This window comes from Pelagibius sp., assembly GCF_965249265.1.
GTDB lineage: Bacteria > Pseudomonadota > Alphaproteobacteria > Kiloniellales > Kiloniellaceae > Pelagibius.
Genome location: NZ_OZ252224.1, coordinates 1,404,847 through 1,425,476, shown reverse-complemented (window position 1 = coordinate 1,425,476; position 20,630 = coordinate 1,404,847). Strand labels below are relative to the sequence as shown.

The window sequence follows — 20,630 nt, the reverse complement described above, 5'->3', positions numbered from 1 at the left end:
GTATAGGTAGAACAAGAACCAATCGAGCCTGACTTCGCCCTGGCGGTGAGGCAGAGCCGTTGGCACACAGGGACGCAGCCTGCCGGCATCAAGGCAGGCGAATGGTCGGAACCGACGCTGAAGCTGGGAGTGTCGAAATTGCCCGAGCACGCGGGAGCGTGCCGTCCTTGTTGTTTCCGGCCCAGCCCCCATCTCAGGAATCGCAGGCACAAACAGGGAGCGTTGAAGAAACCTGATGGCACGGGATGTTTCAGCAGGAACCGAAGTCGAGCTTAAACTCGCGGCAGACCCGGAAACCTTAGAGCGACTGTGGCAGGCACCGCCGTTCCGCAGCGACGATGCTGCGACGCCAAAAATCAAACAGCTCGAAAACACCTACTACGACACGGCGGATCTGCGTTTGCGCAAGCGCGGGCTCGCTTTCCGCATTCGCCGCGACGGCACGCGCTTCATCCAAACCGTAAAGACCGGCGACGACACGGCAGCCGGTCTGTTCAGCCGCGGGGAGTGGGAGGGCGAGGTGCCCACAGCGGAACCGCAGCTCGACGTCATCGACGATCCGGAGATCCGCGCCGCCCTGGGATTGATCCTGCCAGGCGAACTGCGGCCGATCTTCACCACCCGGGTTCATCGTGAGGTCCTGAAGGTGAACGGCACCGACTCTCTGGGCCGCCTGAAAGTCATCGAAGCGGCCTTCGACCGCGGCGTGATCGAGGCTGCCGGCGCGGAGCAGCCGCTTTCGGAGATCGAACTGGAGTTGGTCGAAGGGACACCCCGGGCACTTTTCGATCTGGCCCTGGCGCTTCAGGATATCGCGCCGACACAGCTGGAAACCCGCAGCAAGTCGGCGCGCGGTTACGCCTTGGCGACGGGCCGGCGGCCTGCCTGGCACACGGCCAAGCCGCTGGACCTGAAGCCGCAAACCAAGACCGACAATGCCCTGGCGGCGGTTTTGGAGACCTGCCTTCTGCACTGGACAGCCAACGAGGCGGCCGCTTTCGACGGCAGCGATCCGGAGGGCGTGCATCAGTTGCGCGTCGGCCTGCGCCGCTTCCGTTCCGCACTCTCGGTGTTTCGCGAACTGCTGCCGGAAGATCACTACACCTGGCTGAACGGCGAGGCGCGCTGGGCCTTGGCAAGCCTGGGCCCCGCCCGTGACTGGGATGTTTTCCTGGCCGAGCTGCTGTCCCCTCTTGAGAAGGAGCGACCCGAGGACGAAGACCTCGCGGTGCTGCGCAAGGCCGCCGAGCGGCGCCGTGACGAAGCTTATGACCAGGTTCGGGAGACCTTGAGCGACCCGCGCTATACACGCTTCCTGCTGCGCCTCGGCGGTTGGCTGGAGGACCGCTCCTGGCATTGCGCGGCGCTGACGCCGGCGCAAGCGGTCTGGCTCGATCAGCCGTTGATCACCCTGGCAAACAAGCTGCTCACCAAGCGGCATCGAAAGACCCTGAAGCTGGGCCGGAACTTCGACAAGCTTTCCATAGAGAAGCGCCACGAGGTAAGGCTCGCGGTTAAGAAGATGCGCTACACGACTGAGTTCTTCCGCTCACTCTACGCGGCCAAGACGGAGAAGCCGTACCTGAAAGCCATGCGTGGTCTGCAGGAGAGCCTGGGTCACCTGAACGATGTCGCCGTCGCCGAGACCCTGCTCGCCGAGCTGACGGGCCCCGGCGCCGGGCGCCGTCCGGCCGGCCTGCAGCAGGCCGCCGGCAAGGTGATCGGATGGTATGCCTATGGCGTCCTTAGTTTCGAGCCGGAGATGCGGCAGAACTGGAAGGCCTTCGCCAAAACCGACCCATTCTGGACCAAGAAGCTCAAATGAGGCCGTCTTTCGGCGAGCTGATCAGAGCCAGGCAAAATAGCCCAAGGTTCAGCCTCTCCTTCGGATCTGAGATATGATCACCATCCTCGTCGCAAATCCCAAGGGCGGCTGCGGTAAAACCACGGTCGCCACCCATCTGGCCGCGGCCTTCGCCAATTCCGGGCTGCGGACCGCACTGGCCGACGTCGACAAACAGGGCAGTTCTCTGGGCTGGGCCAAAGCGCGGCCGGAAGGAGCCGCAGCGATCAGGGCGATCGACTGGCACAGCGGTGCCGAGAAGATGCCGAAGAACGTGGACCGGCTCGTCATCGACCTGCCGGCGGCCATGAAGATGGGCAAGATCGACGATATGCTGCGTCTGGCGGATGTCATTGTCGTACCGGTACTGCCGTCCGGCTTCGACGTGGCGGCGACCGGCGATTTTCTGAAGAAGCTCGAAAGCCTGAAGCCGATCCGCAAGAGCAAGGCCGCGGTCGCCGTGGTGCGCAACCGGGTACAGCTCGGCACCCGCTCCGCGGCGCAGCTCGACAGCTTCATGGTCGGTGTCGGCTTCAAGGGTGTCGGCCGCCTGCGCCACCGCACGATCTACACCGAAGTCGCCGGCCAGGGCCTCAGCATCTTCGATCTGCCCGGCAAGCAGTATGACGAGCTGCGCGACGACTGGGCACCGCTGCTGCGCTACATCGAGAACAGCGACCCCGAGATCAGTGTACTCGCGGCCAGCCGATAAGGCCCTGCCGCTCGGTCAGGCAGCAACTCTCCGCGCTTTTTCGACGGCCGCCCTGAAGCCGGCAACCCGCCCGGCAACCGTCGGCGCATCGTCGCCGGGCTTGTAGAGGCTGCCGCCCAGGCCGAAGCCCCGCGCACCGGCGGCCCAGTAGCCCTCGATCTTTTCCGGTGTGATGGAGCCCACGGCCAAGACCGGCAGATCGGGAGGAAACACCGCACGCATGGCTTTGACCACCGGCGGCGGATTGGCTTCGGCGGGAAAGAGTTTCACCGCGTCGGCACCGGCTGCAACCATGGCAAGTCCTTCGGTGGGCGTTGCGAAACCGGGCATCGCATAGAGGTTCAGGGCCTTGGCCCTCTTCACCACCGCCTCACCCGCGTTGGGAGTAACGATCAGCCGTCCGCCCGCCTCTGCCACGCGATCCACATCGGCCGGATCAAGCACCGTCCCGGCGCCGACCAGCGCGTCGCCGCCGCAGGCCTTTGCCAAGGCGGCAATGCTGTCGAAGGGACGCGGCGAGTTCAGCGGCACCTCAATCATGCCGAGCCCCTCTGCGACCAATGCCTCACCGATGGCAACCACTTCTTCGGGCCTGACGCCGCGCAGGATCGCCACCAGCGGCATCGTCTCCATCCAGTCACTCAGATCCTTCATCGCCTCATCCTATGCCGCCTTGCCGGGGAGCCTTTGCGCGAGCTGGAACAGGCCCTGCGCGACGGCATCGGCGCCGATCAGTTTCGCATCGCAGCCCAGGCTGCTTAATGCAGTCTCGTAGAGCTTTGCCAGCTTGGGCGCACCAAGCAGTATCACATCCCCGGCGCCATCATGCGCCCGAAGAGCGGCAGCCACTTCGTGCCCGATCAACAGGCCGGACAGATAGGCACGGGCGGCGCATTCGGGCATCTCGGCGCTCAAGACCCGGCTGCGCACGGAAAACAGGAGGCGCAGCAGAGCTGTGTCGGCGGCGCCCTGCCCCACACCTTGAAGAAACCAGTCGTCAGGACCGACCGTATCGTCGGTCATCAGACGGCCGAGGATCGAGTGCGCCTGAAGCACATCGTAGACCTCGCCGGTCATGTAGGTGGCAAAGCCGGTAATGGCGCCTGCCTCCAGCGTCACCCACTTGCTGTGGGTGCCCGGCAGACAGACCAGGCCGCTGCCTTCGGGCAGTTCGGCCAGGGCCCCGAAAACCTGCACTTCCTCGCCGCGCATAACGTCAGGCAGCCCGGCGATGTTGCGGTCGCTCAGCCCCGGCGCAATCCAGACCTCGGCTTCGGGCCAGTCAAGCCGTTCAAGCTTGGCTGCAAGCCCCGCCAGATCGCAGGGACAGGGGCAATAGGGCACTTCCATCCAGCCCTGCCGGCTGCCGATCATGCCGCTCATGATCACCAGGGCGCCGGAACGCGCCTGCAGCCAATCCCCGATCTCCGCGGACAGCGCCTCGGCATAGTCGCCCGCTTCCACCCGCAGGATACCGCGCGGCGACTCGCGCCGCTCCTCGACCTCTCCCTCGGGGCCGAGGGCATAGGCCCGAAACGAGGACGTTCCCCAGTCGACCGCAATGACGTCGGCCGCAATGACAGGACGCGATCCTGCGGCAGTGGTCACAGATAATCCTCGATATAGTTCTCGACGATCACATCCAGGCTGGCGTCCCTGGGCAGGCCCAGGGCCGTCGCCCGCTCGTAGGACGCGTCCTGCGGCCAGGTGGCGCAGATCGCTTCGATAAAGGGGTCCGGCTCGAAAACGATATCACCCAGATGGCGATTGCCGGCGACGCGCCGCAGCGCGGCGACCATCTCTTCCACGCTGACCGTGAAGCTCGGCAGGCTGACCGCCCGGTCGTCTCCCAGGGCGTCGCCTTCGGCTTCGTGGAGCGCTATAAACCCGCCGACGATCGAGCGATAGCCCAGCACCGGCATCACCGTTTCCGGCGCCACCGGAATGCGGCAGACCTCGCCGTTTAGCGGTTCGCGGAATAGACCGGAGACGAAACTGGAGGCCGCCTGGTTCGGCTTGCCGGGGCGCACGATGACGGTCGGCAGGCGGGCGGAGCGGCCATCGAAGAAGCCCTTGCGCGTGTAGTCGTTGACCAGCAGTTCACAGATTGTCTTGGTCATACCGTAGGTTGTCTGGGGTGTCTGCTTTACGTGATCGCCGACAACCGCTGGCATCCCGGCGCCGCCGAAAACCGCAATCGAACTGGCGAAAACGACCCGCGGCAGGCCGTCCCGGGCCCGGCAAGCCTCAAAGACGTTCAGTCCGCCGTGCAGGTTCACCCTCATCGCAAGGTCGAAATCCAACTCTCCGCACCCGCTTACCACCGAGGCCAAGTGGAAAACCGAGATATCGTCGCGGTCGATGAGCGCCGCGACGGTCTGCGCGTCGGCAATATCGCCGCTTTGGAAAACCACCCTTTCGTCGGCCCAGGATGGGCGCTCGGCGGGCTCATTGACATCAAACAGCAACAGGGAGTCGATGGGTTCCTGGGATCCGCCGGGGGCCGTCAGTTGGCCGCGTTGCATGAGCGCCTCGGCAAGGCGCAGACCGACAAACCCGGCCCCTCCTGTTATAACAACCTTCACACCGCCCCCTTTCTCTTGTTTGTTTGGCTCTCTTGCTTGTTTGGCGATTGGAATCCGGCGGATTCCACCGACGCGCCGATAGTGGCCTTCGCATCGCCCTCGCGCAACGAACGAACAAAACCCCGCTCCCAAACCCCGCTCCCAAACCCCGCTCCCAAACCCGGGCCTCCCAAAAGACTTCCATGAGCCAGCTTGGCGCTGCGCGGAAGGTTTGCTATTGATCATACAGGCCCTGTCCGGCAATCGGCAGCGGCACAATATGACAGACCCGCCAGAGCGCGAAGCCCTCACGCCCCACGGCGCCCAGAAATACGGAGAAAGCAGTGAAGCCGGAGCTTGTTTTGGTCGGCCCGATGATGCCGCATGTCATGGAAGCATTGGACGAGGACTTCATTGTCCACCGCCTCTGGGAAACGTCGGACCGCGATGCCCTGCTGGCGAAAGCCGCACCGCGCGCCCGAGCCATCGGCACCAACGGGCATCTGGGTGCCTCCGCCGCGCTGATCGATGCGTTGCCGAAGCTTGAGATTATCGGTTGCTACGGCGTTGGAACCGATTCCATAGATCTGGACCATGCTGCAGCGCGCAATGTCATCGTCACCAATACTCCGGACGTGCTGAACGATGACGTGGCAAATATGGCGATCGCCCTTCTGCTCGCGACATCGCGGCGGATCTGCGAAGGCGACCGCTATGTCCGCTCCGGCAAGTGGCTGAAGAGCAATATGGCGCTGACCCGCAGTATCCGGAACAGAAAGATGGGAATCCTGGGGCTTGGCCGTATCGGCAAGAACATTGCCGAGAAGGCAGCGGTCTTCGGTATGGAGATCAGCTATCACGGCCGAAGCAAGCAGGACGACGTGCCCTACCGTTTCTTCGACAACCTTGTCGAGATGGCGCAGGACAGCGATTATCTGGTGGCGATCTGCCCCGGCGGAGAGGCCACCAACAAAATCGTCAATCGAGCCGTCATGGAGGCCCTGGGACCGGAAGGGACACTGATCAACGTTGCCCGCGGCAGCGTCGTCGACGAACCCGAACTGGTTTCGGCCTTGCAGGATGGCCGCCTGGGCGCCGCAGGCCTCGACGTTTTTGAGGAAGAGCCCAAGGTGCCGAAAGCGCTCCTCGCCATGGACCAGGTCGTTCTGCAACCCCATGCGGCCAGTGCAACGGTCGAAACCCGACACGCCATGGGCGATTTGGTGGTAAAGAATTTACGGGCGCATTTCGCCGGCCAAGCGGTTCTGACACCGGTTCGATAAGACGGCGAAAGCCAAGTTTAGGGAGAAAGTTATGAAACTGCTGCGCTATGGCGCGCCGGGTCAGGAAAAACCGGGCGCAATGGACCGAAAGGGCGTGATCCGCGATCTTTCGGGTGAGATAGACGATCTGGCCGGCGCAACACTGCTGCCCGAAAGCCTTGAAAAACTGAAGACTCTGGATGTCGAGCAACTGCCCGCCGTCGACGGAACACCGCGTATCGGTCCCTGCGTCGGCCAAGTCGGCAAATTCATCGCCATCGGGTTGAACTATGCCGACCACGCCAAGGAATCCGGTGTCGATGTGCCGCGGGAGCCGGTGATTTTCACCAAGGCCGTTTCCTGCATCTGCGGACCCAACGACAACGTGGAGATCCCGCGCGGCTCAGAAAAGACCGATTGGGAAGTCGAATTGGCGGTGGTCATCGGCACGCCCGGTAAATACATCGAGGAAGCCGATGCTTTGAACCACGTCGCCGGTTACTGCATCGTCAACGACGTCTCGGAGCGGGCCTATCAGCTCGAAGGCACAGGACAGTGGGTAAAGGGCAAAAGCGCTGACACCTTTGGCCCGGTCGGCCCCTGGCTGGTCACGACCGACGAGGTGCCCGACCCGCAAAACCTGCTCATTTGGCTGGAAGTAAATGGTCACCGCTACCAGGACGGCAGTACCAAGACCATGGTCTTTCCTGTGGCACATCTGATCAGCTACGTCAGCCAGTTCATGTCTCTTCAAAGCGGCGACATCATCACCACCGGAACGCCGCCGGGCGTTGGCATGGGCCAGAACCCGCCGACCTATCTGAATCCCGGCGACAGCATGCAGTTGGGCATCGAAGGTCTCGGCGAGCAGCGTCAGCACGTCGTTGCCGGCGACTAGAGTAATCGACCAAGGGCAGTCGGCTGCACAGCCGTAGCAACCCGAAATCTGGAGAAACATGAGCGTGAGCGATCAAAAACAGCGAGTCGGATTTATCGGCGTCGGCCTGATGGGCCACGGCATGGCCAAGAACATCGTCGAAAAAGGCTATCCCCTCTCGATCATGGGCCACCGCAACAAGGCGCCGGTAAGGGACCTTGTGAAGCGGGGCGCCAAGGAAGCCAAGAGCCCGGCGGCCATGGCGAAAAGCTGCGACGTCATCTTTATCTGCGTCACCTCCTCGCTGCAGGTCGAGGATCTGATTCGCCGCCGCGACGGCATCAAGGCAGGTGCCCACAAGGGCCTCATCGTCGTCGACTGCTCAACCGCCGACCCGAATTCGACCCTCGCCCTGGCGGCCGAGTTGAAGCCACTCGGCGTGCGCCTGATCGACGCGCCGCTCGGGCGCTCGCCCAAAGAGGCCGAACTCGGAAAACTGAACACGATGATAGGGGCCGACGCGAAAACCCTGAAGGAAGTCAGGCCGATCATCGAAACCTGGGCTGAAAACATCATCCATATCGGGCCCGTGGGCGCAGGACATAAGATCAAGTTGATCAACAACTTCATTTCCCTGAGCTTCTCGGCGACCTTTGCCGAAGCCTACACGGCGGCGAAGAAGACCGGGGTGCCGCTGGAGAAGCTCTACGAAGTGGTTTCCGCAGGCGGGATGAACAGCGGCTTTTTCCAGAACGTCAGCAAATGGGTTATCGGGCGCGATCCCAAGGCGCACGAGTTTACCCTCGCCAACTGTCTGAAAGACATCAGCTACTATAACCAGATGGTGAATGCCGAGAAGCTGACCACCATCGTTTCCTCAGCGGTGCAGCAGGACTATGCCATGGCCCTGGCCATGGGCCGCGGCGACCAGCATATGCCGATGCTGGCCGATGCAATCGCCAACTTCAACGGCCTGGACCTCGCAGAGAAACCGGCGAAGGCCGCAGCCGGCAAGAAAGCCGGCACCAAGAAAGCCGCAAAAAAGAAACGCAGCGCGAAGAAGAAATAGCCTTCTAACCGCCGAACTGTCCGGGCGGCAGGCCGGTGGTGCCGACTTCGACTTCGAAGAGGCCGCCGGCCAGCGGCTGTTCCGCCAAGTCGGCATCGCTGAGGCCGATCGCCGCCGAAGTGACAAAGAACCGGTCGAGATTCTCGCCGCCAAACGCGCAGCTCGTCACCTGTCCGACCGGCATCTCGATCACCCTGTCCAAGGTGCCGTTTGGTTTGAAACGGCTGATGCGCCAGCCGCCCCAGTGCGCCACCCAGAGCCCGCCCTCGGCATCACAGGTCATGCCGTCGGGATAACCATCGCCTTCGGGAATCTGAGCAAAGACGCGCTTGCCGGAGAGCCTGCCGTCGTCGGAGAGGTCAAAGGCGTAGATGGTGCCCTCAAAAGTATCGGTGTGATAGAGGCGCCGTTGATCGGGGCTGAACGCCGGACCATTGGTGACCACATAGTCCTTGTCGGCCCGCTGCCAGTCGAGGTCGGGGTCGAGACGGTAGAGACTGCCGCTCGCTTCACGTTCGTTGTCGTCCATGGTGCCGGCCCAGATCCGACCCTTTGAATCCGCCTTGGCATCGTTGAAGCGGTTGTCAGGGTAGTCCGGTTCCGGCTGGCCGATCGCTTCGACGGCCATACTGCCCGGGGTCAGGAAGACAAAGCCGCGATCCTTGAAGCCGGCAACCAGTCCCTCGCCGTTCGCGCGCTCAATAACCCAACCAATGCGCTCCGGCATCACCCAGGATGTCGTGTCGCCGTCAGCGAGACGGTAGCGATGTAGAGCCGGCGCCTTGATATCCACCCAATAGAGGGCACCCTCGCCAGGAGACCAGAGCGGTCCCTCCCCCAGGGTCGCCCCAGCGGGCCAAAGGCACTTCACCTCCGACATCCCCGTACTCCGTCCCGGTTTCGAATTCTGCGAGCGCTAGATTAAAGCGGAAAAGCCTTGGCCGAAAACACTTTATGGCGCCTGTCCGGGACGTCTAAATACTCAGTGTTTCCTTTCTACAGATACTTCGTCCGGTAATAGCGTCCGAAACCGTTGGCATCGCCGCCGTCCACCTGCAGATAATGCAGGACATCTTCGGCAACGCGGCGCCCGGAGATGTAGGCGCCATGCACCGCCAAGGGCTGATAGCGGCGATCAAAAGCCGGGGCAACCGCCTCGCCGGCCCAGAACAGCGGCAACGTGTCGCGCGGGTCCTTCAAGGCTTCACGCGCCTGCTTTGCAAGCATCCGTCCCGGACGCTGCGGCGCATGGGCCAGGTAGGAGTTGCCGCCCTTGGCAAAGGGGTCCTTAGACCAATCCTGCCGCAGAAAATTGGGTTTGAACGTACCGCCGCGGCCGGTCTTGCCGACCAGCACGGCTTTTTGGGTCCAACGCCGATTGCGGCCATAGATCTTTCCCAAGGCCTCGAAAACGTGCGCGATGACCGCGTCGTCGTCCATCTCGGCAATCTGGTCATGGTCCTGGTTCATCAACAGACCGGTCAGAACATGGGGGCCGTGATGTTCTTTCGGGAAAGATGAGAAAAAGGTACGCGCCTTGCCGCCGGGATTGCTCAAGACCGCCATGTGACCGGCCGATTCGCCGTTGTCGTCGACCCAGACCCGTTCCTTGAACTCCAAGCTGAACTTGGTTATGGCCCCCATGCGCACAAGACCCAGAGCCTCGCGCTTCGGCGCCGTCAGCAGGGATCCGAAAATGGCGTCCCCCTCTCCGCTTTCCGGGTTCAACATACCGGCAGAGAAGGTGCAGACCGCCGTCTTTCCGACAAAAACCTGTCCGCCTGCGGTAATCACCTTGATCCCGCCGCCGGCCAGGCGTTCCACCGCGACGACCTTTCGGCTGGTCGAGCCCGTCCGGCTCTTTTCAATCTTCCCGCCGGCCTTGCGGAACTCCTCGGCGATCTTGCCGGGCAGGGTATCGAAACCGCAGAGCCCGAAGGGCTTGGCGGCACCGTGTTCCATGCGCAGTTCCTTACGCTCCATCAACTGATCGACGATGGCGTCCGTCTTCAGCCCTGCGATGGAGATTTCATTCAACGGTCCCGGGGTATGGGCGGAGAGCGTGTATTCCAGCAGCGCCAGGCCGCGCTTGGAGAGCCCTTCCTTCGCCGCGTAGCGCTTGATAAAGCTTTCCGCCGTTATGTCCGCTCTGGTTTCGGCATCGAACTCCTGGATTTTCTGCAAGGCGTCGGGCAGCGACCAGAACTCCGGCTGGACGATCACCTCCGCCAGCATCTTGGTCCGTTTCCAGGGGCTGAAGTACATGCGGTTGCGCGGTATCTTCAAGATGCCCATGCCGCACTTGTGGAACGGCGAGGTCGTGAAGCCGTGCTTGCGTACCTCCTGCCAGAATTCCTTGTAGCGTTCCTGCTCCGGCACGTGGATGTACTCAGCACCGCCTTCGACAGGCACCGGCTTGCCGCTTTTCTTGACGATGTCGCGGCGGGAATACATGCGCCCGCCGATGCGGCTGGAACCTTCGAGTATTAGTACCTTCAAGCCGGCAGCCTGCAGGTCGCGCGCCGCGGTCACGCCGCTGATACCGGCGCCCAATACGATACAGTCATAGACGATGTCGGATGCTGTGGTCGGCATCTCGCCCCCCTTCGTTTTGCAAAACTGTCCCGACGGGCTTGAGAACCCGGACAGTCATGGAAAGGACAAGGATGGCGAACCCCCCGGCGCCGCAGGGGCACCGCGGACCGACCGCAGCAAACCCCGAAACAAATCTAGGGCACCCGGCGAAACCAATCCAGGATTCCGGGCTTCCGCCAAAGCACAGCATTACCAGAAGATAGGACAGGGGGTGACGGCAACCCGGGGCTAATCCGAAAGAGAGCCCACGGGTTGGAGGTGGCACGCCAACACCGAAGATAGATCTGCCTGCAGACAAACTTGCGCCGTTCGATGGCAATGGCGTGTAACTTCTTGCCCGGGGATCATGTCCCTGACAGAGTTTTTGTTCCCAGAGAGCGCCTGGGGAACGGACAGACAAAGATGGGGCTGAGGGAGCAGCGCTATGTCGGGCGATAACCCGGAAATCAAGACAAGGACTGACGATCGCCTGACTCTGCGGGCGGAGCAGGCCGAACTGGAGCTGTCATTGGACGGCGGCTGCATTACCGCCTTTCGATGGCATGGGCAGGGCGGCGCGCTCAACTGGATGCGCCCGGCGCCGGCGGGCAGCGGATTTCCGCCCACCGACGCGGCCTGTTTTCCTCTGGTTCCCTATTCGAACCGCATTCGGAACGGCCGCTTCGAATTCGACGGCCGGGTTTTCCAGCTTCCCCTGAACTTTCCGCCGGAACAGCACTCCATTCACGGTCACGGCTGGCAGAATCGTTGGCGGGTAGAAGCGCAGAGCGCAGCGACTGCGACCCTGGTGTTTGAAGACCTTGAGGGCGGCGAAAACGCATGGCCCTCAGGTTATCGCGCCGAACAGCGCTTTGAGCTCAGCAAGCAGGATCTTCTTATCGAAATCTCCGTATCCAACGAGGGCTTTGAGCGTATGCCGGCCGGGCTGGGGCTGCATCCCTACTTTCCGCGCACACCGCTATGCCGCCTCACCGCCAACGTCGGCCAGATGTGGGAGAGTGACGACGAAGTCATGCCCACCCTGATGATCGCACCGCCGGACGGCTTAAACCCCGGCGCCGGTATCGAAGTGAGCAGCACACAACTGGACAACGTTTTCACCGGGTTTGATGGCAAGGCCGTCATCGAATGGCCGGAATGGCGCGCCAAGATGACCATTCAGTCCGGTGCCTCCCTCGGCTTCTTGGTGATCTTCACCCCGCCGGGTGAGGACTTCTTTTGCGTCGAGCCCGTCTCGGCCATGACCGATGCCATCAACCAGGCGGCAGAAGGGCGCGGGGACAGCGGCCTGCGCATACTGGCGCCCGGCGAGCGCTTTACCGCCAAGGTGCGCTACGCACCGGAACTGGAACCCCAGTAACTCCTCAGACAGATTCGGCAGCCTGCCAGTCCTGAGAACTCCTCGTTTGTTGATCGCCCACTGCTCAAGCGCATCAGGGGGTGTCGCGCGACCGCTGTGGCGAATTTTGTGCAGTGCCACACAAGACCTCGCTGTATCAGTATTTTCAAGTAAACTCCCAAGTGCAGGAAATGAAAGGATTCGCCCGCCGGTGCAGGTCCACTACTACATCACCCCGGTCGCACAGCTATTCGCGATCCAGAAGGCACAGCAGCCATGAATCCTGCCGACTTCCTGGCGCCCTTCCAGATGGGCTTTCTCTTCATTGTCGTTGTCGTTGTGCTTGCGCTGCTGGCTACGGAAGCGGTGTCGATCGAGCTGACGTCGCTCACCACCATTGCCCTGCTGGTGCTGTTCTTTCATTTCTTCCCGGTCGTCGGGCCGGACGGCAACGACCGGTTGGATCTGCGTCAGTTGTTCTCGGGCTTCGCAAATCCGGCGCTCATCGCGGTCCTCGCCCTCCTGGTGCTGGGCGAGGGATTGACGCGCACAGGTGTGCTCGACCTGGCGGCCAATGCGGTCATTCATTGGACGAAGTCGAATCCCTTTTTCGCGGTTACCCTGATGCTACTGGTGGTCATGGCCTTCAGCGCCGTGCTGAACAACATCCCGGTGGTGGTGCTGTTTATCCCCATCATGCAGAGCCTGACCAAGCGTTTCCGGCAGTCACCGAGCCGCTACATGATGTTGCTGAGCTACGCCTCGGTCCTGGGCGGCATGACCACACTGATCGGTTCCTCGACCAACCTGCTGGTTTCGCTGGAGTTGGATGATCTGGGTGAAGAGGCCTTCGGCTTTTTCGACTTCACCGTTCCCGGGCTGATGATGGCCACCTGCGGCCTCGTCTATCTGCTGCTGGTGGCGCCCCGCCTGCTGCCCGACCGCCCGGCGGAACAGGGCGGCCACGAAGAACAGGGCCGGCATTTCGTGGCTCAGGTGTCGGTGACCGAGGGATCGCGGCTCGTCGGCCTGACACCGGTCGGCGGCATCTTCCCGGCGCTGCCGGACATCACCATCCTGATGATCCAGCGCGGCGAGCGGGCGGTCCTGCCGCCGTTTGAAGATGTGGTTCTCGAGGTGAACGACCTTGTGGTGATCGCCGCAACCCGATCTGCGCTTTCGGCGCTGGGACAGGGCGAACCGGAGTTGCTGCATCCCGAACTGGTCGCCGGCGCCTACGACCTTCAGACTGCCGCCGACACCTCGGGCGAGGAGCGCAAAGCGCCCTGGCTGGCCGGCGGCCAGGTGCAGGCGGAAGTCATGGTTCGGCCGGATTCACAAATCGTCGGCCATACGCTGGAAGAGGTAGGGTTCCGCTACAAGCATCACTGCATCGTGCTGGGTATCGAGCGCCGCAGCCGGATGCTGCGCGAACGCATCACCCGCATTCCGCTAAAGGACGGCGATGTCCTGCTGATTCAGGGGCGGCCGGAAGACGTCGACCGCCTGCGCGGAGAACGCAGCGTCGTGCTCATGGAATGGTCACGCCAGCCCCTGGTGACGCCGCAGCATCAGCGCAGCGCGGCGATCATCTTTCTCGGCGTCATCGCCGCTTCCGCCAGCGGCCTGCTGCCCATCGCCCTGGCCGCCTTCTGCGGCGCCACCGCAATGATCGCCACCAGGATATTGTCGCTGGGAGATGCTCTCAGGGTTCTGGACCGAAAGATCGTGCTCACCATCGCCATGGCGCTGGCCCTCGGCGCCGCGATGCAGGCGACCGGCGGCGCGCAGTTCCTGGCCGATTCCATGATGGCCGCGCTCAGCGGCGCCACGCCGGCGCAGATCCTCTCCGCCTTTTTCCTGCTGCTGGCACTGCTCTCCAATCTCTTGAGCACAAAGGCGACAGCGGTTCTCTTCACCCCAATAGCCGTCGATCTCGCCTATGCCCTGAACCTGCCCGTAGAGCCCTTTGCGGTGGCGGTCATCTTTGCCTCAAACTGCTCCTTCGCATCCCCCATCGGCTACCAGACCAACCTCGTAGTGATGACCCCGGGCAACTATCGTTTCATGGATTTCGTCCGGGTGGGGCTGCCGCTGATCCTGCTGGTCTGGATCGCCTTCAGTCTCTTCGCACCCTGGTACTACGACCTGCCCAGCCAGTAACCATCGCCGCGGAAAAAGCTGATAGCGCGACGCCGTACCGTCAGCGAAGCACCGCCGGCAGTGTGCCGCAGTCGGCTGCACCGCGATACTGACACAAGCGGTAGCGGATCAGCACGGCGTAGTCCTGCAGCAGTTCGTTGACATCGGTCCAGCTTGTCAAAGCATCCGGATCGATCGCCTTGCGGCCGAAGTGACGATCAACCGTGGCGCCGAGAACCGCGCCGCTCTGGGAATCTGTCCACTCCGCCTCAACGATGAACTCCCGGCCTTTCAGCAGCGGGCTCGCTAGCAAGTCCCGAACAACGGCATCATCACCACTGCCAGGCGTCACGGTGGAGACAGTGTCAAGGGCGACGGCATCGGCGGTAACCGGCAGGACTGCGAACTGGACCCGGGCGGCACCGGGTTCGGGAAAACGCACCAGCGTAAAGTCCTTCTCCAACTCCCGGCTGAGGAGCAGATAGAAATTGTTCATCAGAATCTGTCGGTCGCCGGGTGACACCAGGCGCATCTGCTCCAGGGGTGCGAAATAGAGCAAGGGATCCAACAGAATCTTGTCGTAGCGGACTTCCGAAGCCGGCTGCGCAATGTAGACAAGGTCCGGCGCAAAGTCCGCGCGCCCCGGCTGGAGGTCGTCCCGAATCTCAGCCGGCAAAATGGCGGAACTCATGGTCGGCTCTTTGGCCGGGCCGACGGCACAGCCTGCGGTCAGAGCCATCAACATCGTCACCACCACACAACGATACATCGAATCGCCTCCCTTTCCTGCCACCCACGATGCGGCCCGCCGACGGGCCTTGGCAATCCCTAAGTGTAAAAAAACACCTCTCGGTGAACCGATCCCGCAGTCCCCGCGACTGAGAGACGTGGGGGACACGGGAAAAGTGAAACCCGCCCCCCTTGGAAAGGGCTTCAAACGGGGTGGAAAATGTACTGGATCAGGTTTCCGGCAGCCTTTTTGCCAAGTCTCGTATTTCTTTACTTCCTAAATAAGGGCTCACAATCAGTGCTCGGGATGGCCCTTCCGGAGGCCCTGCAACAGACCTGGGCTGTCGGCGGTGCCGACGTCCTGTTCGCCCTTGGCATCATTACCGTTCTATGCGGCGTTTTTCTGGGACTCGTCGGCCTGATGTTCGGTGACTGGGCGGTGCGGGCCAGCACCCGCCACGGCGGCCTGCGCTGCTGCCTGTTCCTCGGCGAGACCTATGCCGGGACCCGCTATTATCTGAAGAGTGCCCCCACCGAGGACCGCGAGGTTTCAAGAGACGCCGTACTGACCATCGAAACGGATACCGGTGCCGCACCGAAAGCGCAGAGCTTCCGCAATATCTTCCGCTTCCACCTTCTGGATGAAGAAGGACTGCGCCTGGAGGGTCGCGAAATCGGCCTGCAGCGCGCCGTCGAACAGTTGATTGTCTCTCCGGTCACGCTCTGGTTGATCTTCATTTTCGCCGGCCTGGCTTTTCTGCCGTCTCTTGTCTTTGAGGTACTGCAGTCGCCTGCCGGCGGGCCCGAGGAAACGCTCCTCGTATTGGAGCCGCCTTACACGGATCGGGTGCTGTTGCCCGAGATGCCGGAACTGGCCCTGGCTTTCGCCCTGACCATCGCAATCGGCGGAGCGGCCTTGTGGCGGCGCTACCGCCTGATGAACGGTTTCCAGAAAACGAGCCCGAACGCACAAGCCAAGCCGCGTGTGCAAAGCGGCGATATCTTGGAGGGCAGAATCGTCGAGCGCGCCTCAATCGATCCAGGTTGGTACCTTTCACCCCGGATCGGTTACAGCTTGAAGATTGAAGACCGCTTCGAGGCACCGGTGATTATCGGATTCAGCGTGGCCTCCAGCCCCGATTGTCCGCTCTACAGAAGCCTGGAACACGCCGTCGCGGAGAAAAGCGCTGTGCGGGTCTGGGTCGACCCCGACGCAAAAGTCCGCCCTTTCATGGAGCCGCTGCCGCCCCTTATCGAGTACAAGGCCCAGAAAAACACTGCCAAACGAAGCACTCCTGTGCCCGGACAGCAGACTTCGGTGATGCCCAATAGCTAGGGAATCCGCCAGTTTTCGAGAAGCGGCCCGGCGGATCAACACTATTGAAATAAACGATTGGCAAAGTAGCGGTGGCTGCCCTATCTCCATTCAAGGACTTGGCGCCAGGACAAATCGCGTCCGGAGCAAAGGATTCGAGACAATGAGCGGCGAGACGGCAACAGAGCGCAGAGACAGCCTCACCGGCGGCAAGACCGCCGAGGCGGCGGTGCGCAGCCGTGCCAACTGGGCCTGGAGCGGTATCGGCTACTGTCTGTTCCTGGTCGGCCTCGTCGGATTGGCTCTGCCAGTTCTCCCAACGACTATTTTCTGGATCGGCGCGGCCGCCTGTTTCGCAAAAAGCTGCCCAGCCATGCAGCAGAAGATTTTCGCCTGGCCGGTGGTCGGCCGGTCTGTGGAAGATTTTCTGACTCACGGCGTGATTCGAACGAAGTCCAAGAAGGCCGCCTTTCTGGGCATGATCCTGGCAGCAGGAATTCTGGTTTTCGTGTCGTCTTCGCTCCTTGCGACGATGATCGGGCTCGCCCTTATCCTGATCGGCGCGATCTACGTCGGCACCCGGCCGTCACGGACCCCCTGACACCCTCACCGCTCCCTCGCCCATATGCATCGCTTGCGGCGCTTTCTTTGCCAAGCGGTACTAATGGCTTGAGCGCTGTTGTCGCGGGGCGCTAGCTTGCAATCGAGAGCGATGGCACCCAGCGGACAGTGAGGATCATGACAGACGATTTGTTTCCGGGTTTCACGGAGGGCCGGGCCGCCGGCGCAGGAACCGAAATCTACTTTCGCATCGGCGGTTCCGGACCACCCCTGGTCCTGCTGCACGGCTACCCTCAGTGTAACGCCACCTGGCATCGCATCGCCCCGACCCTGGCAAAGCACTTCACCTGCGTGCTGCCGGACCTGCGCGGCTATGGGCAGAGCGGCATACCGGCGGACGAGGCCGAACATCGGAGCTATTCCAAGCGCCGCATGGCCGAAGATGTCGTCGCGCTGATGCAGGGCCTTGGCCACCGGACCTTTCGGCTTGTCGGGCACGACCGCGGCGCGCGTGTCAGCTATCGCCTGGCTTTCGATCATCCGGCCGCCGTCGAACGCCTCGCCATCATCGAGGTGGTACCGACCCTGATCATGTGGGAGGCATTCTCTTCCGAAATGGCGCTCAAGGCCTACCATTGGCCTTTCCTGGCCCAGCCCACCCCCCTGCCGGAGCGGCTGATCGCCAGCCATGCCGAATACTATCTCGACCACACCCTGGCATCCTGGACCCGGGACAAGTCCCTGAAGGTCTTCGACCCCCGGGCTCTGGCGCTTTACCGCAGCGCCTACGGCGACCCGGATCGGCTTCATGCGTTCTGCGAGGACTACCGCGCCGGCGCCACCTGCGACCGGGCCGACGACGAGGCCGAGCGCGCCGCGGGCCGGAAAATCGCCGCTCCCCTGCACTTCGTCTGGGGTCAGGCCGGCTTTCCGGCCAAGACCGGCGATCCCCTGGGCATCTGGCGCGACTGGGCGGAAAACGTCACCGGATCATCAACGGACTCCGGCCATTTCGGCCCGGAAGAAGACCCGGACGGCACACTGCAAGGCTTGCTGCCCTTCCTGCTTCAGGACTGAGCCGACGCGCGCAGGCGCCCCTACCACAAATTATCACTGAACCGAAGCGAAGGCGGCCCCGACCCATGGGGACAAGCCGCCGCAATTGGGCGCGGTCCATGACCAAAGGATACCGCTATGACCCAGTACATAAACAATAAGTACATGACCAAGAATCGTTTCTCAGCGCCGAAGGCAGCCTTTGCCGCCCTTGCCGTTCTGCTCTCTTCCGCCACTGCCGGCCAGGCCGGACCCTTCAACGGTGCCGAAGCCGTCGCCGTTCCCGGTGGGGGCAACAACAATTTCGTCCAGTTGAAGCAGGTCTCAGGCTTCACCGGCCAGATGGGTTTCAACTACGTCGGTGACGGCGGGTACAACCCCGTCGGCGCGCCCTTCAACAAGTACATCAAGTTGAGCTTTTCGGTGAACTGCCCGGTCGGTTACCGGGTCAATGAAGCCGGAATCAGGGTGCGCGGAGACGACGTCTTCAACTTCGACTTCGAGCTGGTGAGCCCCGGCGACGTCCCCGTCAACCAGAACACCTGGCAACAGGCCTTGGAGCAGGAACCCTGGGACTTCGATACCGTCGTCGCCATCGGCATCGATGCCGTCGACGGTCCGGGTTATTCGGGCCCGGTCTACATCAGCTTGGACGAGGTGATGGACAGCCGGACGGAATACTACGGCAGTTGCGTTGCCAGCGACCCCTTCTCCGGTCTGCCGTTCCTCTACTACGACAGCCACGCCGACAACAACGACATGCGGCCGATGACCCGCGTACGGTTTCAGCTGCAAAACAGCTTTGCCGTCGGCAGCGGTCCGCAGATCAAGGCACCGGCGGTGAAAGCGGTCCTGCCGCAGAAAGCCCAGCGTCTGCGCCACCGCGAACGCGCTGTTGTCGCCGTCCCGGGTGCGAAGCCGAAGGCCTTCAAGGCCAACGGCGGCTGTCCCTACGACTGCCCGCCCCCGGCAGCCCAGCGCCGCCTTGCCCGATAACATCGCCGCATAGCCAAAGAAGGGGTCCCGCGTCAGACGCGGGGCCCTCTTTGCCGTCCGCTCTGGTTTTACAAACAGACCAATCAGCAAACTCTCAAGAAGAACACAGTCCCAAGGTGAGGTTTTTCCTGCAGTTTCGTCGTCCGGTTGACCCCGCCGCGTAGTATGGTCCTACTACCTATGGTCGGCTGGTCCGGCTAGGCTTAAAGCACAAACAAGAAAAATCACGGGAGGAGTCTCATTATGTTCAGAGCCATGCCCGCCAAATCCCTTGCCCTTTCGGTCGCCGCGACGCTCGTCGCCCTGCCGGCTTTTGCCCAGAGCAACCTGGAAAAGCTGAGCGGCTTCAAACAAACCGGCGTGACGGAGTTCACCTTCGTGGAACAGGGCGGCGACAACGCTGCGGCCATCCGCGAGACCTTGAAACGCATCAAGATGCCACCCGGTTTTAAGATCGATCTCTATGCAGTGGTTCCCGATGCCCGCCATATGGCGGTCGGGCCCCAAGGCATCGTCACCTTTGTCGGCACCCGCAAAACGGACGTCTGGTCGGTAACCGACCGCAACAAGGACCGGGTCGCCGACGAGGTGAAGCGCTTTGCGCCCTCCATCGACCTGGCCATTCCCAACGGCCCCTGTTTCTCAAAAGACGGCTTTCTCTACATCGCCGAGCAGAACCGGGTTCTGGTCTATCCGGCTGCGGAGTTCTTCTATGAAAGCCCTGATGTCGCCGCCTTCAACGTGGTAGCCAAGGGCGATCTGATTCCAGTGGAGGAAGAGAGCTACAATCACACCGCGCGGGTCTGTGTTATCGGCCCGGACGACAAGCTCTACATCACACTCGGCCAACCCTTCAATGTTTTCGCGCCGGAAAAGATGGACCTCTATAACCAAACCGGTATCGGCGGCATCATCCGCATGAATCGCGACGGCACGGATCGCGAGGTCTACACCTACGGGGTGCGTAATTCGGTCGGCCTGGACTTCAATCCGGCCAACGGCGAGCTTTGGTTCACCGACAATCAGGTTGACGGCATGGGTGACGACATTCCGCCGGGCGAACTGAACCGGCAGACCGCCAAGGGCCAGCACTTCGGCTTTCCCTGGTATGGCGGCGGCGACACCCGCACCAACGAGTACCTCGGTTCCGAGCCGCCTGCCGATCTGGTGTTCCCCGCGGTCGATATGATTGCCCATGCCGCCGATCTCGGCATGCACTTCTACACCGGCAGGATGTTCCCGGCGCAATACCGCGGCGGCATCTTCTCGGCGCAGCATGGCTCCTGGAACCGCACCACGCCGGTCGGCGCCCGGGTGATGTTCACAGCGGTGAACGCGGACGGCTCGGTGGGTGAGAGCATGCCCTTCGCAGAAGGCTGGATCGACGAGAACGGCGAATACCTCGGCCGCCCGGTCGACGTGAAACAGCTGCGTGACGGGTCGCTTCTGGTTTCCGACGACCTCGTCGGTGCGCTCTATCGCATCTCCTACAGCAGCGAATAGGCTGGCAGGATCATGGCGGCCGGGAAATCCGGCCCGGCCGCCGCACCCGCAACACAGCAGCGACCTT

Annotated in this window: 18 protein-coding genes; 12 read left to right on the top strand and 6 right to left on the bottom strand. The window is 62.4% G+C overall.

The window, feature by feature from the left end:
* Nucleotides 1-235: 235 nt before the first annotated feature.
* Both ACP146_RS06795 and ACP146_RS06790 read left to right on the top strand, forming a co-directional pair.
* Entirely contained in the window at nt 236-1,825 is a 1,590-nt protein-coding gene (locus tag ACP146_RS06795; RefSeq protein ID WP_422366012.1) for a CHAD domain-containing protein, read from the top strand.
* A gap of 73 nt (nt 1,826-1,898) precedes the next feature.
* Nucleotides 1,899-2,555 (top strand): division plane positioning ATPase MipZ, encoded by a 657-nt coding sequence (locus ACP146_RS06790; RefSeq protein WP_422366011.1) that lies wholly within the window; start codon nt 1,899-1,901, stop codon nt 2,553-2,555.
* A 15-nt stretch (nt 2,556-2,570) separates the two neighbouring features.
* Here ACP146_RS06790 and ACP146_RS06785 read toward each other — a convergent pair whose 3' ends face one another.
* The 3 genes from ACP146_RS06785 to denD are packed head-to-tail and all read right to left on the bottom strand — an operon-like array spanning nt 2,571 to nt 5,140.
* Nucleotides 2,571-3,209 (bottom strand): 2-dehydro-3-deoxy-6-phosphogalactonate aldolase, encoded by a 639-nt coding sequence (locus ACP146_RS06785; protein ID WP_422366010.1) that lies wholly within the window; start codon nt 3,207-3,209, stop codon nt 2,571-2,573.
* Between the two features lie 9 nt (nt 3,210-3,218).
* Nucleotides 3,219-4,163 carry a 2-dehydro-3-deoxygalactonokinase gene (locus ACP146_RS06780; RefSeq protein WP_422366009.1) on the bottom strand — a complete coding sequence of 315 codons (945 nt, stop codon included), beginning with the start codon at nt 4,161-4,163 and terminating at the stop codon, nt 3,219-3,221.
* Nucleotides 4,160-5,140, bottom strand: coding sequence for a D-erythronate dehydrogenase (gene denD, locus ACP146_RS06775; RefSeq protein ID WP_422366008.1), 981 nt, complete (start codon nt 5,138-5,140; stop codon nt 4,160-4,162). Before denD ends, ACP146_RS06780 begins: the two co-directional genes overlap by 4 nt.
* A 323-nt stretch (nt 5,141-5,463) precedes the next feature.
* Between denD and ACP146_RS06770 the strand changes: the two genes are divergently transcribed.
* The 3 genes from ACP146_RS06770 to ACP146_RS06760 all read left to right on the top strand — a co-directional run bounded on the left by ACP146_RS06770 (nt 5,464) and on the right by ACP146_RS06760 (nt 8,327).
* On the top strand, nt 5,464-6,402 hold the full coding sequence (locus ACP146_RS06770) for a 2-hydroxyacid dehydrogenase (RefSeq protein ID WP_422366007.1): 939 nt from the start codon (nt 5,464-5,466) through the stop codon (nt 6,400-6,402).
* A 31-nt stretch (nt 6,403-6,433) separates the two neighbouring features.
* The gene (locus tag ACP146_RS06765; protein ID WP_422366006.1) at nt 6,434-7,279 is read left to right on the top strand and encodes a fumarylacetoacetate hydrolase family protein; all 846 of its coding nucleotides are present in this window, start codon (nt 6,434-6,436) and stop codon (nt 7,277-7,279) included.
* A 64-nt stretch (nt 7,280-7,343) separates the two neighbouring features.
* Complete coding sequence (locus ACP146_RS06760) at nt 7,344-8,327, top strand: NAD(P)-dependent oxidoreductase (protein ID WP_422366005.1); 984 nt, start codon at nt 7,344-7,346, stop codon at nt 8,325-8,327.
* Between the two features lie 4 nt (nt 8,328-8,331).
* On the opposite strand, the gene ACP146_RS06755 is transcribed toward ACP146_RS06760, so the two are convergent.
* Nucleotides 8,332-9,207: an SMP-30/gluconolactonase/LRE family protein gene (locus ACP146_RS06755; protein WP_422366004.1), complete on the bottom strand. Its 876-nt coding sequence runs from the start codon at nt 9,205-9,207 to the stop codon at nt 8,332-8,334.
* A gap of 116 nt (nt 9,208-9,323) precedes the next feature.
* Nucleotides 9,324-10,922, bottom strand: coding sequence for a flavin monoamine oxidase family protein (locus ACP146_RS06750; protein ID WP_422366003.1), 1,599 nt, complete (start codon nt 10,920-10,922; stop codon nt 9,324-9,326).
* Between the two features lie 424 nt (nt 10,923-11,346).
* Here ACP146_RS06750 and ACP146_RS06745 point away from each other — a divergent pair, with 424 nt between their 5' ends.
* Complete coding sequence (locus ACP146_RS06745) at nt 11,347-12,282, top strand: aldose 1-epimerase (protein ID WP_422366002.1); 936 nt, start codon at nt 11,347-11,349, stop codon at nt 12,280-12,282.
* A gap of 255 nt (nt 12,283-12,537) precedes the next feature.
* Nucleotides 12,538-14,424 (top strand): SLC13 family permease, encoded by a 1,887-nt coding sequence (locus tag ACP146_RS06740; protein WP_422366001.1) that lies wholly within the window; start codon nt 12,538-12,540, stop codon nt 14,422-14,424.
* A 40-nt stretch (nt 14,425-14,464) separates the two neighbouring features.
* Here the strand turns inward: ACP146_RS06740 and ACP146_RS06735 are convergent, their stop codons facing one another.
* The gene (locus tag ACP146_RS06735; protein ID WP_422366000.1) at nt 14,465-15,172 is read right to left on the bottom strand and encodes a DUF3313 domain-containing protein; all 708 of its coding nucleotides are present in this window, start codon (nt 15,170-15,172) and stop codon (nt 14,465-14,467) included.
* Between the two features lie 267 nt (nt 15,173-15,439).
* Between ACP146_RS06735 and ACP146_RS06730 the strand changes: the two genes are divergently transcribed.
* From ACP146_RS06730 to ACP146_RS06710, 5 genes are all read left to right on the top strand, one after another.
* Nucleotides 15,440-16,468, top strand: coding sequence for a hypothetical protein (locus ACP146_RS06730; protein ID WP_422365999.1), 1,029 nt, complete (start codon nt 15,440-15,442; stop codon nt 16,466-16,468).
* 142 nt (nt 16,469-16,610) lie between these two features.
* Complete coding sequence (locus ACP146_RS06725) at nt 16,611-17,048, top strand: YbaN family protein (RefSeq protein ID WP_422365998.1); 438 nt, start codon at nt 16,611-16,613, stop codon at nt 17,046-17,048.
* A gap of 137 nt (nt 17,049-17,185) precedes the next feature.
* The gene (locus tag ACP146_RS06720; protein ID WP_422365997.1) at nt 17,186-18,085 is read left to right on the top strand and encodes an alpha/beta fold hydrolase; all 900 of its coding nucleotides are present in this window, start codon (nt 17,186-17,188) and stop codon (nt 18,083-18,085) included.
* Between the two features lie 117 nt (nt 18,086-18,202).
* Nucleotides 18,203-19,060, top strand: a complete 858-nt coding sequence (locus ACP146_RS06715; protein WP_422365996.1) for a hypothetical protein — start codon at nt 18,203-18,205, stop codon at nt 19,058-19,060.
* 243 nt (nt 19,061-19,303) lie between these two features.
* Nucleotides 19,304-20,563, top strand: a complete 1,260-nt coding sequence (locus ACP146_RS06710) for a PQQ-dependent sugar dehydrogenase (RefSeq protein WP_422365995.1) — start codon at nt 19,304-19,306, stop codon at nt 20,561-20,563.
* The last annotated feature ends 67 nt before the right edge of the window (nt 20,564-20,630 follow it).